Below are 13,974 nucleotides of genomic sequence, written 5' to 3'. Positions count from 1 at the left end.
CTAGATGTTTGATCCCAGGGTTTGATGGTGCACTCTTCACCTCGGAGTGGAGGGATGCGCTATGGGCCAGGTTCTTCACGGCAGCGCCACAACGACGGGGGCAGTCCGTCGAGCGATCCAGCATAGTCAAGCGAGCCTGAGGACGCTCTCGAAGCGCTACGGGATCAACCCGAAGACAGTCGCCAAGTGGAAGAAGCGGACCTCGGTCGCCGACCAGCGCACGGGGCCGAAGGATCCGCATTCCACGGTGCTGTCACCCGAGGACGAGGCGGTGGTGGTCGCCTTTCGCCGTCACACGCTCCTACCGCTCGACGACTGCCTCTACGCGCTCCAGGCCACGATCCCGCACCTGACCCGCTCGTCGCTGCATCGCTGCCTGCAGCGCCACGGCATCAGCCGACTGCCGGAGGTCGACGGCGACACGCCCAAGCGGTCCCGCTTCAAGGCTTACCCGCTCGGCTACTTCCACATCGATCTGGCCGAGGTTCACACGGCGGAAGGGCGGCTCTACCTGCTTGTCGCCATCGACCGCACGACCAAGTTCGCCTTCGTTGAGCTCCATGAACGAGCCACGCGGCGGGTCGCAGGCGACTTCCTCCGCCATCTCATCGAGGCGGTGCCCTACAAGGTGCACACGGTGCTCACCGATAACGGCACCCACTTCACGACACCCGGCAACGTTGCCTCGGCCGCCTCCATCATCAAGGAGGCGATCGCAGCCGGCGAGACCTTCCGAGCCCACAGCTTCGAGTCCGCCTGTGCCCGCAACGATATCGACCATCGCCTGACCAAGCCGCGGCACCCCTGGACGAATGGGCAGGTCGAGCGAATGAACCGCACGATCAAGGACGCGACGGTCAAGCGCTACCACTACGACAGCCACGAGCAGCTCCGCGCTCACCTGGCCGACTTCGTCAGCGCCTACAACTTCGCACGCCGCCTGAAGACCCTGCGGGGTCTCACGCCCTACGAGGCCATCTGCAAAGCATGGTCCGCAGAGCCCGGACGCTTCAGATCAAACCCGCTCCACCAAATGCCGGGACCAAACATCTAGGTCCGCTTGATGCGACCGCTATCCAGAAGCGGACGGGCAGGAAACCACCCTGAGCGGTCCTGCGGCTTGCGACCCCGACCGGCCATTCGGGCACATCCAGAAGCATCCTGAAAGCGGACATCGAAGGTGCAGCCACGATTGATGAAGTTGACGACTATGATGCGGCGCCTGTCTCGCAACGTTTCTGGCACAATGAGATGATCGACAGAGTCAGGTCGTCTTGTATCATAGTCGGGGCATAACTAGATCTCTTGAGGAGGCATTGTGTCAGCGCCCCGAAAACCTATTGTCATTTTACAAAATCGTGATTTGCACATTTTATTTCTGAAGAGCATCTGAGCGAACGTCCCGAGATACCCTTCGCAGGCGCTACAAATCCGATGCCCGCTGCAACGCTGACACCTGCGCAAATCCAACGGTCGATTAGTCCGGATGCCCTGATGAGCTTCGAGGATGGGAAATCCTATGCATCGCTCAAGCGGCATCTGACGAGGCTGGGGCTGACACCGCAAGCATACCGAGAGAAATGGGGCTTGCCGCGCGACTACCCAATGGTCGCGCAATCCTACTCAGACCGGTGCTCCAGTACGGCGAGGCGCCACAAGCTCGGTCTTAAACCGAAAGCACCGTCGCCGACATGCGTATCGCGTGCGACCGCGGACCGGCGGTAGAAATTCCTTGCAGCGCGCGGCCGGTGCCTGTCACGGATCAGCGCAAGATGAATGCGGGCACAGATCAATCATCGGCCGCGATCTCGAACGTCGCCTTGCCGTCCTCGCACTGAGTGAGCGAGATATCCACGTGCCGGCCGTCCTCCAGGCGCAGGATCACGGTGGGTTCAAGCCACATCGCCCGCAGCGCGTCGCGCTTCGTCTGTGACGCAGTAGTTGCGATCAATCCTGAATTTGCTCCCGTCCAGAACTGATACGCGACTGCGACCGGCTTGCGACCAACCGCGATGATCATACCGCGCCCTGCGAGGCCGCCGGGCGATCTGAAGGACGTGGGGCTCCCAAGACGACCAGCCTGCACAACCATGACGGACCTCAATGTCGGTCCGGCACACGTATCGTCGATGCCAGGGGAGGCGAAATCACATCGTCGTCAAGCAGTCGCCTTGCCGGATCTCCCCGGCAAACTTTTCTTCTAGTACCCGTTGAGTCTCCAGACTATTTTCCAATTGATGTTACAATAAAGTCACAAACGAAAGATTGATGAGACTTTATCCGGCGTAAGGACGCCCAACACGAGCCCGTGATTTGTCCTAATCTGGCCATTGCGCCTCAGTCCGGCTGCGCACCCGAAAATGCGGGGCGCGACGTAAAATTGGCTGGGGGAACACATGCGCGCCTTACGAGGCAGTCTGATCGCGTCCGTGGCAATGCTGCCCGGGCTGGCACAGGCACAAGAAGCAGTGACGCTGGGCGAGATCAGCGTCGTCTCGACCTCGCCGGTCGGTGCCGGCGGCGGCAATTCGAGTGGCGCTCAAAACCTCAACACGCTCGGCCAGATCGTGCCGACCGCACCCGCCGGTCCGATCCGCCTGCGCGGCTCCGAGCAACCGCTGAACAAAATCCCCAGCACGGTCGAGACTGTCACGGCCCGCCAGATCGACGTCGACCGCGGCACCGACAACATCATCGCCACCTTCGCACGCTCGACCCCGGGCGTGAACCTCAACGACTCGCAGGGCAACGGGAACCGCGTCGACCTGAACTACCGAGGCTTCACCGCTTCGTCCGTACAGGGCGTGCCGCAGGGGCTGGCCGTTTACCAGAACGGCATTCGCATCAACGAGGCCTTCGGCGACGTCGTCAACTTCGACCTGATCCCGCCGCAAGCCGTTCAGCGCATCGACGTGGTCACCGGCAACCCGGTCTTCGGCCTCAACGCCATCGGCGGCGCGGTCAACATCCAGATGAAGAACGGCTTCACCTGGCAGGGCACCGAGATCACCGCATTCGGCGGCTCTGATGGGCGGGTGGCCGGCAATCTCCAGTACGGTAAGATCGTCGACAATTGGAGCTTCTACTTCACCGGCGACGGGCTGAACGACCGGGGCTGGCGCTACGAGAACCCGAGCACGATCGGGCGGCTCTACGCCGATCTCGGCTACCGCTCGCAGGACTCGGAGTTCCACCTGATCGGGCTCGCCGCGCGCAGCTTCTACGGCGCGGCGGCAGCGACGCCGGTGGACTTCACCCATGTGGATCCGCGGGCGATCTTCACCTATCCACAGACCCAGACGACGCAGGTCGGCACGATCCAGCTCACCGGCCGGGTCGACATCTCGCCGACCTGGGATTTGGCCGGTAACGCCTATTACCGGCGCTTCGGCGAGAACTACGTCGATGGCAACCAGGGCAACTTCGAGAACTGCAGCAAGCGCGGCGACTTCAAGGGTTTTCTCTGCTATCAGGACGATGCATTCAACGTAAACGCGCCTCCGACCAGCCAGGTGGCGGCGCGCCGGGCCTACGCTGATCAGTTCACGATCATCGGCCTGAACGGCCAGCCGATCCCGTTCAACAAGAATGCCCCCTACGGAACGATCGACACGACCCTGACCCAGTCCGAGGCTTATGGCGGCTCGCTGCAGGCGGCCAACCGCGACCGGATCTTCGGCCTGCCCAACACCTTCGTGGTCGGAGGCAGCGTCGACGCCTCGAACTTCTCGTTCAAGTCGTCGAGTACGCTGGGTGTGATCAACCCGAACCTCTCCGTTTCGATCAATCCCAACAGCCCGTATTACGGCAACATCCCTGGCCTGGGCACGCCAGATATACGAACCCTCGGCGCCCTCGGCATCGCGCCGAGCAACGTCAGTGGGTCGACGCTGTATCTCGGCCTCTACGCCACCGACACGCTCGACGTGACCGACCGGCTCTCGCTCACCGCCGGCTTCCGCCTCAACTACGCTCGCATTCAGACCCGCGACCAGACCGGCTTCTCGCCGGACGTGACGGGCACGAACGAGTACTTCAAGGTCAACCCACTGGCAGGCCTGACCTACCAGTTCGATCCGGCATTCAATCTCTATGGCAGCTACTCGGAGTCGAACCGCGCCCCGACGCCGCTGGAGCTATCCTGCTCCAGCCCGACCCAGCCCTGCCTCCTGCCGAACTCGCTGGTGGCCGATCCGCCGCTCAAGCAGGTCACCGGGCGGACCTACGAGGCCGGCTTCCGCGGCGTGATCCCGAGCTTCCTCTCGGGCGGCAATTTGACTTACAAGGCCGGCGTGTTCCGCACCGACCTACAGAACGACCTCTATCAGGTCGCAGTGGCTGGCAACGCCGCGCGCGCCTACTACATCAACGTGCCGGCGACTCAGCGGCAGGGCATCGAGGTCAGCGCCGAGTACGTCGTCACCCCCGACCTGCTCGTCTACGCCAACTACGCCTTGATCGACGCGACCTTCCAGTTCAATCAGACGCTCTCGTCACCCAATAACCCGCTCGCCGGTACCGGCGTGGCTGGCGGCGCGACCGGTGGTGATGTGGTCCCGAACGGCGGCATCAACGTGCGGCGGGGCGACAAGATCCCGCTCATCCCGGATCACCAGATCAAGGCTGGGTTCGAATACAACATCACCCCGAACTGGCGGTTCGGCCTGAACGTGGCTGCGTTCTCGTCGTCATACTACCGCGGCGACGAGTCGAACCTGAACCGCAAGCTACCAGCCTACTACGTGATGAACCTGACGACGAAGTATCAGGTCACCAAGAACCTGGAGATCTTCGGGTTGATTACCAACCTGACAAACCAACGCTACGCCACCTTCGGCACTTTCGCCGAGACGGGTGCGGTAGCGGGCAATCTGTCGATCAACGATCCGCGGACCACGACTTTGGCTCAACCCCTCTCGGTCTACGCGGGCCTGACCTACCGCTTCGGCGCAGATCCAGTGCCGATGTCGCCGGAACCGATCATCAGAAAATATTGATACTAGACTATCCAGAACTTTTTGTAGGGCCGCACTCGTCGCGGCCCTACACGTTGGTTTGTCAATTTGTTCAGCTGATAACCGATATTAAAAGATTGACGCCGTATTTACTATTAGGCAATCACGGCGGTGATTTCTGCTTTCGCCAGGTTTCTCTCCGAAGCAGACAGGCAGAAAACCACCCCACCCAGCCATTCAGTGGTGCCCATCAGCATGGCCAGAAGTGGCCGAAAGGCGCCAGTCCGCTTTCGAGACGACTCGCCTGAAAAGCAGACACACCCTTCCGATCCAGGTCAGACTAACATCTCCGTCGCTCCGTTGGCGGGATAAAGACGCTCGTCATACCTACAGGGTTTAAACGTGCCGGACTGAAGCCAGGACGACCCAAATTAGGCGATCGAGGTGGTCACATTCGTGGCGCTGGACGACGCGGACAAATCCCGTGCACTGCTGGGGACCATAAACATTAGGCCGACGGCGAGGAATCAGCGACCATGATCGAGCTTCACACGTGGGACACGCCAAACGGACGCAAGATCAGCGTTGCCTTGGAGGAGATGGGTCTGCCCTATCGGGTGCGGACCGTCGACATCACTAACCGCCAGCAGTTCGATCCTTCATTTCTCGCGATCAGCCCCAACAACCGCATCCCCGCGATTGTCGACCCGGATGGGCCGGACGGCGCGCCAATCTCAGTGTTCGAGTCAGGTGCGATCTTGCTCTATCTCGGCGTGAAAACCGGACTGTTTTTGCCCGTCGACCGCCGGCAACGCGTGGCAGTGCTGGAATGGTTGATGTGGCAGATGGGCGGCTTCGGGCCGATGCCGGGGCAAGTCCATCACTTCCTCGGTGTGGCGGAGGCGGATCGCGCCTACGGGTTGGAGCGCTACCAGGCCGAGACGCGGCGGCTCTACGGCGTGCTGAACCGGCGGTTGCAGGTGGTCGAGTTCGTGGCCGGCGCGCTGTCCGTTGCGGATTTCGCGATCGTGGGTTGGGCATGGCGGCACGAACGCCATCGGATAGACCTCGCCGACTACCCCCACGTCCGGCGCTGGTACGAAGCGCTTATGATCCGTCCGGGCGTCAAGCGCGGCTTCGAGATTGCTTTGCGATGACGGGTCAATAACGAAGGTGGCGAGGCCTGTCATTCGCAGGTTTAGTCGAGCGGATCGGTCCATCCTAGGGTCATCGGCGTGCGAACGATCGCTACTGAACGGGTAGCTACTCTCTCGCCGTGGTCGAGACAGACTTTGGCGAGGGGTGTAAGAATCACGGCGCCAGTCAGCGATGGACGCGGGCTGTCGATGGGAGAGCCGATGAGCGGGCAAGTGGACTACTACGTCTCGCTGAATTCACCCTGGACGCATCTAGGAGCCGCCCGACTGATGGAGGTGACCTCACGACACGGTGCAACGGTTCGCAGTCATCCCATAGATGTCGGGTCAGTCTTCTCGGCATCGGGCGGCCTGCCGCTGCCCAAGCGCTCGCCCCAGCGGCAAGCCTACCGCATTCAGGAACTCGCGCGCTGGCGCGACGCCTTGGCCATTCCGATCGACCTTGAGCCGAAGCATTTCCCAGCCAACGAGACGACCGCCGCCCATTGCGTCCTTGCGGTGCGCGAGATGATCGGCGATCAGCCAGCCGTCGACTTGGCGCACCGTGTTCTGAAGGCGCTCTGGGAAGAGCAAGCCGATACGGGTGACAGAGATACGATCGGCCGGCTCATCAGCGATGTCGGCTTGGATGGATCATCGATCTTAGAAGACGCGGATGACGAGCGTTGGGCGGTGCTACGCTCGCAGGAAACCAGAGTTGCCATCGACCGTGGGGTGTTCGGTGTGCCGACGTATGCTGTGGGCGAGGACATCTTCTGGGGCCAGGATCGGCTGGACTTCCTCGATCGCCGCCTAGGGGCAGGCTGCTGAGTGCGATCGGTCCGGTCAGCGGCCCCAACGAATTCGGTTGCGTAGAAACACGACCTTCGCGCCTTGTGTCAGCAACGCATGCTCACCGGCATCGCCATGAGCCATTGCAGCCACTCTCGACCCCATTTGGAATCTCGGCAGGTCTTCCAACCAACGGTCTGCTCCCCTCTTAACGACCGAACTTGGCCGTAAGCAGCACGTCCGCTCCAGAGCAGGGTTCCCAGAAAAGCGGACCGGCGCTCGCCGACCCATCCCGGACTGTGAGTATGGCGTGCGCGGTGCTTCGTAGCGGATGCCTCGAGCGGCTGTTGAATGCTCCCAGGACCGGACGAGTCTGCCTAGGCGTCGGTGACTGCGTACCGCGGGACGTGCGCTGCTGATGCACCTCTCGTATAGGGTTCGGAAGCGGACATACGCGGGCGGGGGCGGAGACCATCGGGATGGCTGGAGAAGGGGATGCCGCGGTGCTTCTCGCCGCACTTCAGGAGCGGTTCGGTGAAGTCGTCGCGATCCCATCCGATCTCGACGGCCTCGACGAGGCGGTCCGCATCGCTTCACATCGCGTGCACCGCCGATACAGTGATCGCCCCGTCAGCCCAGCTCTGGTAAGGCTGATCTGCGCGCTTGCCCTGTCCGCACCTTCCAAGAGCGACCTGCAGCAGCGCGACATCGTCGTGATTACTGCCCCCGCGCTGCGGGCGCGCATCGCCGGCTTCCTGCCGCATATGCCGTGGGTGCGCGAGGCCCCGGCCTTCTTGGTGTTCTGCGCGAACGGCGCTCGGCTGCCCGAGATCGCGCAGTTGCGGAACAAGCCATTCCCAAACGACCACCTCGACCTGTTCTTCAATGCCACCGCTGACGCTGCTATCGCGCTCGCCACCGCGTTGCGCGCTGCCGAGGCGATCGGGCTCGGCGGCTGTCCGATCAGCGAGATCCGCAATCGGGCAGACGAAGTCAGTGCGTGGCTCGGCTTGCCGGAGCGGGTCATCCCGTTTGCTGGCCTCTGTCTGGGCTGGCCGGCGGACGACGGGCAGATCAGCCCGCGGCTGCCCTTGTTCATGACCCTGCACGAGAATCGGTACGATGGCGGGGACTTGGCGGCTGGCCTGACTGCTTACGACCGGCGCCGTCGGACGCAGCAGCCCTACCCGGAGCAACGCGATCCCGCCCGCTGGGGCGAGATGGCCGATTACGGCTGGTCGGAGGATAAGGCGCGGCAGTACGCAGAACCGCAGCGGGCGACTTTCGGGGCCTTTGTCCTGCAGCGCGGCTTTAAGCTCGACTGATCACCGCATCCACCATGCTCCCACACCTTGGCCAATCTGACCCCTGGCCTGCTTCAGACGTCCAGCAACTGTTCGGATCACCTTCTGCGCCTAACGGAAGCAACCATCGGCCAGCCGTCCGCTAAGGTCGGCTCGGGGAGCAACCGAACCTGGGCCTCCTATCCAAAAGCGTCCCTCTCACGTTCAACCCGTAGCAGTCGATCAGTGTGGCTCGGTTTGGACATGCTCAAACTGCGCCTTACACCAAGTCTCTTTGAGGCGGACTCACGCTGGATAGCGGTGCGGAAGGGCTATGATTCTGTCCTAAGGTTTGGAGCCTGGGAGGATGGGATGGCCGCTCCTGTGCCACTACGGCCGGACTACGATGGCGAGGCCCTGCGTGTCCTGGCGAAGAGTTCGCGCGACCCTGATCAGATCCGCCGCCTGCTAGCTCTGTCGGCGATCTATGCAGGCGGCTCGCGCTCCGAGGCGGCCGCTCTCGGCAGGGTCGGGCTTCAGACAGTGCGGGACTGGGTGCTCGCCTTCAACGCTGATGGGCCAGATGAGCTCATCGGCGGCAAGGCTCCCGGTGCCCGCCCGCGGTTGAACGCGGATCTGCGTGTCGCGCTGAAGGCCATGGTCGAGCAAGGTCCGGTGCCAGCCTCGGCTCGCAGGCGGTCGAGTTCGCAGAGCGCGATCTCACTCTTGCTCTGCGGTACGACCGCCGCTTCGGGGACGCCCGCCTTCTCACACCGCTGCGGGTCAGCGAGCCACTCCTCCGGCAGGAACAGGCGCAGGGCGACCGGCACGGGCACCTCGCCCCGCGCCACGGTGAGCGAGACGAGCGACTGGCAATTGGCCTTCTTGCCGAGCGCCCCACTGTACTGGCGCGCCACGCCCACCGAGTGCGTGCCCTTCTTCGGCAGGGCCGTGTCGTCGATCACCAGGCAGGCATCGGATCCGCCGACCAGCCGGTCCGCGGAGCGGACCAGTTCTGTCCAGAGCGGGCTGTCGTCCCAGGCCGGGCTGGCGATGAAGTGTTGCAGTTGGTCGTGGCCCGGCAATCCGAGGCGAGCCGCCATCGGCTGCAGGCTCTTGCGATCACCGGGACCGAGTAGGCCGCGCAGGTACAGCGGCGCCCAAGTCCGCCGCGTCTTGCGACCCATCGCAGCCAGAAACGGGGCCAGCCATACATCGAGGTCCGGCCCCGACGATCTCTCGCCCATGTCCATCTCCCGCAGTGCCACCGCAGGATAAAAACGCCCACCGCCCCTCAAAGTGCCCAGGTAGTGCTAGAAACACCACAGCACGCATGAATAAGTTGATTTTTTTGACTTAAAATACTATACGTTACTGAGATTGATCAAAACTTTATTAGGCCATCGAAAGCGATTGTAGCTGGATTTGCCAACCGTCCCGGGACAGAAAGCCGCCATAGGGTACGCTCAACCCGCATATGACGGATTGGGATGGCGACCAGAGTACCCAATGTAACTTGATCATGAATGGTAGCAACAGATGTAATTGCGACTCCTACGCCACTTGCTACAAGTTGTTTGATTGCCTCAGTACTCCCAACATCAAGTCGGCGAACGGGATTAACCCCGTTCGCCTTTAGGGCCTCTGCAACCACCTCACGCGACCCCGATCCCGGCTCTCTAAAAATGAAAGTCTCACCCTCAAGCCGGATGCGATCTATCGGTTCATCATCGTGCACGAAAGCGTGGTCTGCCGAGGTGATCAGCACCATCTCATCCGTAATCCATGCCTCGCTGACAATACCCGCTACATCGACGGGTCCCTCGACAAACGCGACATCAATTTCATTCTTCATCAACAGGCCTGCAATTGAACGAGTGTTTTCGCTCGTGATACTGAGATCGATTCCGGGATATGTACGATGAAAGGTGCCAAGATATTTCGGAAGCATATAAGTGGCAATCGTTGTACTGGCACCAATACGCAGAGAACCACTGCCTAATCCACGCAATGACCGTAACTCATCTTCAGCGGACCGTTCCATCGCGAACAGGGTCTTCGCATGCCTGAACAGCGCGTCACCCTCGCGAGTGAGCCGGACGCCGCGCGGACCCCGGTCGAGTAGCCGGCAGCCCACTTGAAGCTCGAAGTCGCGCACGCCTCTTGAGATGGCGGGTTGACTGACATTCAGCTCATCGGCCGCACGGGAGAAACTGCCTGTCTGAGCCACGGCGAAGAAAAATCGCAGAAGGTGGAGATTGAGAGCCATAACTCAAAGCTATACCCCTAAAAGGGAATTATATTTGCGCTGATCCGCCGGAATGGGGAAGGTTCCAGCTGCGAATCAAATTACAAAAAGAAAAATAATGCACAGCCGGCATCCCACCCGAGCGGGTGGGGTGCGAGAGCTTACAGATCGAACGAGTTCAGTGGTCGCTGCAAGCATAGGCCTTGAGCGTCCATGGAACCGCGTTTCAGGGAGTGAACGCCATGCATCTTGCCACTGACTCCCCCATCGGATTGGGGATCGAACTGACCACCTCCGACCGGGCCGCCGCGGCGGCCACCTCCGACATCGCTGGTCGGCTCGAACGGCTGCCGATGTCGGGCTACCAGCGCAAGATCTTCGCGATCATCGCTTCAGCTTGGCTCGTCGACCAGGTCGACGTCGCACTTCTCACCTTCCTACTAGGTTCGATCGTCGTCGCCTTCGGGTTAACACCAACCGAGGCCGGCCAACTCGCCGCCATGACCTTCGCCGGGCAGCTCGTTGGCAACGTGATCGCCGGTACTGCCTCCGACCGCTTCGGGCGCAAGACAGTGTTCCAAGTGACGATGCTGGTCTGGGGCTTCGCCAGCCTCGCTGCGGCGGCGGCTTGGAGCCTCACAGCCTTGATGGTCTGCCGGTTTCTGATCGGTGTCGGCGTCGGCGGCGAGGCACCGGTGGCCCAGGCGATGGTCTCGGAAATTGTGCCCGCCAATGTGCGCGGCAAGTATATCGCCTTCATGGAGGGCTTCTGGGCGATCGGCTATGTTCTGTCGGGGGCGATCAGCTTCTTCGTGCTGCCCTATCTCGGCTGGCGCTGGGCTTTCGCCATCGTGGGTCTCCTCTCGATGGTTGTGCTCGTGGTTCGTCGCTCTATGCCGGAGTCACCGCGTTGGCTCGCCGATAACGGGCGCCAGGCCGAAGCGGACGCGGTGATGTCCATGATGGAGCGCGAGGTCGAGCGCTCGACGGGTCAACCCCTCCCGCCGGTCGCCCCGTCCATTGCCGCTGCGGCTTCTGCGCCTGTGCTGCACCAGAACCCGATCGCGACGCTGTTCTCGCCCAAGTACCGGCTGCGGACGGTAATGGCCTTCGGGATGTGGTTCTTCGCGTTGATCGGCTTCTTCGGTCTGAACTCTTGGATCGCGGTGCTGCTCAAGGAACGCGGCTTCTCAATCGTCGGTTCGGTGGGCTTCGTCACCCTGATCACGGTCGGGGGAATCCCCGGTTTCTTCACCGCGGCACTGATGCTTGAGAAGGTCGGTCGCAAGGCCACGACGGCGGCGTTCCTGATCTGCGCGGCGGTGGCGGCCTACGTCTACGGAAACGCCGTCGACCAGACTTGGCTGTTCGTCACCGGCTTCGTGATGCAGTTTTTCATGTTCGGTATGTGGAGCTGTCTCTATGCCTACACGCCGGAGCTGTATCCGACCCGGGCACGGGCAACAGGTGCGGGCTTCGCCTCCGCGTTCGGGCGGATCGGCGCCATCCTCGGGCCGATGATCGTGCCGGTGCTGGTGCGCGATTACGGCCCGGCCACCGCCTTTCAAGTCGGTGCAGGGGGTTTTCTGATCGCCGCCATCCTGGTCCTCACCCTCGGCGTCGAAACCCGCGGCAAAGTGCTCGAAGCCGTCTCCCACTGACGTCCAATCCATCCTGCGCGCTCGAATGCAGCGCGCGGACCCCGCTTTCCTATTGTGGAGTCAAGAACAATGCCCGTCGTCGACATGCGTAGCCGTCCGACCTTCCTGCACGCCTTCTTCGGCGCCGATCCGCAGTCGCCGTCCTACGGGGTGGTGCGCTGGTTAAACAAGCGGGTCGGTACCCACGACCATGAGATCGACCACTTCACCCGCGGCATGAGCGTCGAGGGTTTCAAAGCAGAGATGGACGACGCCGGGATCGACGTAGCGATCATGGTCGCCCGCTCGGTGCCGGGGGTACGGGTCTCCAACGATGCGCTGGCCGAGGTCGCCCGGCACGATCCGAGGCGTTTGATCGGCATAGCCTCGGTCGATCCAATCGAACTCGGCCGCGCCGCCAGTGTGGCTGAGGCTCGGCGCGCGGTGACGGAGCTCGGCTTCAAAGCGATCAACCTCGATGCTGGCTTCTACGCAGAGGGCATGCGCGCCGACGACGAACGTCTGATGCCACTCTACGAGCTGTGCCAGGAGCTAAAGGTCCCTGCCTTCGTGATGTCGGGCCCGACCACGCCGGATCTGCGACTGAACGATCCGCTCGCTGTCGATCGCGTCGCCAAGACATTCCCAAAGCTGCCACTGGTCTGCTGCCACGGGTTCTATCCGAACGTCGCCGACATGGTCACCGTCGCGTTCCGCAATGAGAACGTCTATGTCTCGCCAGATATGTATACCTTTGCGGCGGGCGGGCAGCTCTACATCGAGGCGGCCAACGGCCCGATGAGGGACCAATTCCTTTTCGGCTCATCCTTCCCGTTCCGGCCGATGCGTCAGGGCGTCGAGGATTTCCGCATGCTCGGCCTGTCGGAGGCAGCGCTCGACGCTGCGCTTTGGCGCAACGCCGACCGGCTCCTCGGGCTCGGACTCGACGGATAAGGCGGAACTGATGTTCCGACCCTGACTCGACCTCATCGTCCTAGGCAGCTCTGCCGCACTCCAACACGGAGCGTCGGAATCGAGGCTCGTCCGGCGGTTCGTACGGTGACGTCAACAAGATCGTGGGATGCGAAGAAAATGCTGAGACGCGATGTTCTGTTCGGTGCAGGCGCCATCGCCTTCGCCGGTCGCTCCGCCATGGCCGACGAGGTTGCGCTGCCGTTCGGCAATGGCGAGCGGCCGCTCGTGGCCTATCCGGGCAAGCGCCCGCTCCTGCAAATGACCGCCCGCCCGCCGCAACTGGAGACGCCGTTCGCGGTGTTCGACGAGGGCGCCATCACGCCCAATGACGCCTTCTTCGTCCGCTACCACCTCGCCGACATCCCCACCGCGATCGACTCGCAGGCGTTCCGCGTCGCGGTCACCGGCCATGTCGCGGGGCCCCTCGACCTATCGTTGGCCGACATCAAGGCCCTACCGGGGGCAATCGAAATCGCTGCGGTCAACCAGTGCTCGGGCAATTCCCGGGGCTTCTTCGAGCCGCGCATGGCCGGCGGCCAGCTCGCCAACGGCGCCATGGGCTGCGCCCGCTGGACCGGCGTGCCGCTCAAGAGCGTCCTCGACAGGGCGGGCGTGAAAGCCGGGGCCGTGCAGGTGTCGTTCGGGGGGCTCGACGGGCCGGTCCTGCCGGAGACGCCCGACTTCGCCAAGGCGCTCCCCCTCGATCAGGCGAACGACGGCGAAGTCCTGCTGGCTTGGGGCATGAATGGGCAGAACCTGCCCTGGCTCAACGGTTTCCCGCTGCGCCTCGTGGTGCCGGGCTACTACGGCACCTACTGGGTCAAGCACCTCAACGCCATCACGGTGCTCGACACGCCCTTCGAGGGCTTCTGGATGAAGAGCGCCTACCGCATCCCCGACAATGCCTGTGCCTGCACCGAGCCCGGCAAGGCGCCCGACAGGACC

At 62.6% G+C, this 13,974-nt stretch carries 11 protein-coding genes and 2 pseudogenes; 10 read left to right on the top strand and 3 right to left on the bottom strand.

Annotated features, from left to right (window positions below; all coding sequences use genetic code 11):
* Positions 1-61: 61 nt before the first annotated feature.
* Both MKK63_RS00105 and MKK63_RS00100 read left to right on the top strand, forming a co-directional pair.
* Positions 62-1,054 (top strand): IS481 family transposase, encoded by a 993-nt coding sequence (locus MKK63_RS00105; protein ID WP_243997553.1) that lies wholly within the window; start codon positions 62-64, stop codon positions 1,052-1,054.
* Positions 1,055-1,434: 380 nt separating this feature from the next.
* On the top strand, positions 1,435-1,725 hold the full coding sequence (locus tag MKK63_RS00100) for a MucR family transcriptional regulator (RefSeq protein ID WP_313901721.1): 291 nt from the start codon (positions 1,435-1,437) through the stop codon (positions 1,723-1,725).
* A 64-nt stretch (positions 1,726-1,789) separates the two neighbouring features.
* Here MKK63_RS00100 and MKK63_RS00095 read toward each other — a convergent pair whose 3' ends face one another.
* Positions 1,790-2,020 (bottom strand): hypothetical protein, encoded by a 231-nt coding sequence (locus MKK63_RS00095; RefSeq protein ID WP_243997551.1) that lies wholly within the window; start codon positions 2,018-2,020, stop codon positions 1,790-1,792.
* 376 nt (positions 2,021-2,396) lie between these two features.
* Between MKK63_RS00095 and MKK63_RS00090 the strand changes: the two genes are divergently transcribed.
* The 5 genes and pseudogenes from MKK63_RS00090 to MKK63_RS00070 form a co-directional block, all read left to right on the top strand.
* Positions 2,397-4,997 carry a TonB-dependent receptor gene (locus MKK63_RS00090; RefSeq protein WP_243997548.1) on the top strand — a complete coding sequence of 867 codons (2,601 nt, stop codon included), beginning with the start codon at positions 2,397-2,399 and terminating at the stop codon, positions 4,995-4,997.
* A gap of 494 nt (positions 4,998-5,491) precedes the next feature.
* Positions 5,492-6,112, top strand: coding sequence for a glutathione S-transferase N-terminal domain-containing protein (locus MKK63_RS00085; protein ID WP_243997546.1), 621 nt, complete (start codon positions 5,492-5,494; stop codon positions 6,110-6,112).
* A gap of 213 nt (positions 6,113-6,325) precedes the next feature.
* Positions 6,326-6,922, top strand: a complete 597-nt coding sequence (locus MKK63_RS00080; RefSeq protein ID WP_243997544.1) for a 2-hydroxychromene-2-carboxylate isomerase — start codon at positions 6,326-6,328, stop codon at positions 6,920-6,922.
* 464 nt (positions 6,923-7,386) lie between these two features.
* A complete protein-coding gene (locus tag MKK63_RS00075; RefSeq protein ID WP_243997542.1) occupies positions 7,387-8,208 on the top strand; it encodes a nitroreductase family protein in 822 nt (273 codons plus the stop codon).
* A 330-nt stretch (positions 8,209-8,538) separates the two neighbouring features.
* Positions 8,539-8,850 (top strand): annotated as a pseudogene (locus MKK63_RS00070) (helix-turn-helix domain-containing protein); the annotation flags it as partial.
* Positions 8,851-8,852: 2 nt separating this feature from the next.
* Here MKK63_RS00070 and MKK63_RS00065 read toward each other — a convergent pair.
* A pseudogene (locus MKK63_RS00065) lies at positions 8,853-9,413 on the bottom strand (IS701 family transposase); the annotation flags it as partial.
* Positions 9,414-9,550: 137 nt separating this feature from the next.
* The gene (locus MKK63_RS00060) at positions 9,551-10,435 is read right to left on the bottom strand and encodes a LysR substrate-binding domain-containing protein (protein ID WP_243997541.1); all 885 of its coding nucleotides are present in this window, start codon (positions 10,433-10,435) and stop codon (positions 9,551-9,553) included.
* Positions 10,436-10,656: 221 nt separating this feature from the next.
* Here MKK63_RS00060 and MKK63_RS00055 point away from each other — a divergent pair, with 221 nt between their 5' ends.
* The 3 genes from MKK63_RS00055 to MKK63_RS00045 form a co-directional block, all read left to right on the top strand.
* The gene (locus MKK63_RS00055; protein ID WP_243997539.1) at positions 10,657-12,075 is read left to right on the top strand and encodes an MFS transporter; all 1,419 of its coding nucleotides are present in this window, start codon (positions 10,657-10,659) and stop codon (positions 12,073-12,075) included.
* A 69-nt stretch (positions 12,076-12,144) separates the two neighbouring features.
* Entirely contained in the window at positions 12,145-13,008 is an 864-nt protein-coding gene (locus tag MKK63_RS00050; RefSeq protein WP_243997537.1) for an amidohydrolase family protein, read from the top strand.
* 138 nt (positions 13,009-13,146) lie between these two features.
* A partial coding sequence (locus MKK63_RS00045; RefSeq protein ID WP_243997535.1) for a molybdopterin-dependent oxidoreductase occupies positions 13,147-13,974 on the top strand: 828 nt, incomplete at its 3' end.

The organism is Methylobacterium sp. J-088, assembly GCF_022829295.1.
Taxonomy (GTDB): Bacteria; Pseudomonadota; Alphaproteobacteria; order Rhizobiales; family Beijerinckiaceae; genus Methylobacterium.
This window is presented reverse-complemented; position numbering and strand designations above follow the sequence as displayed.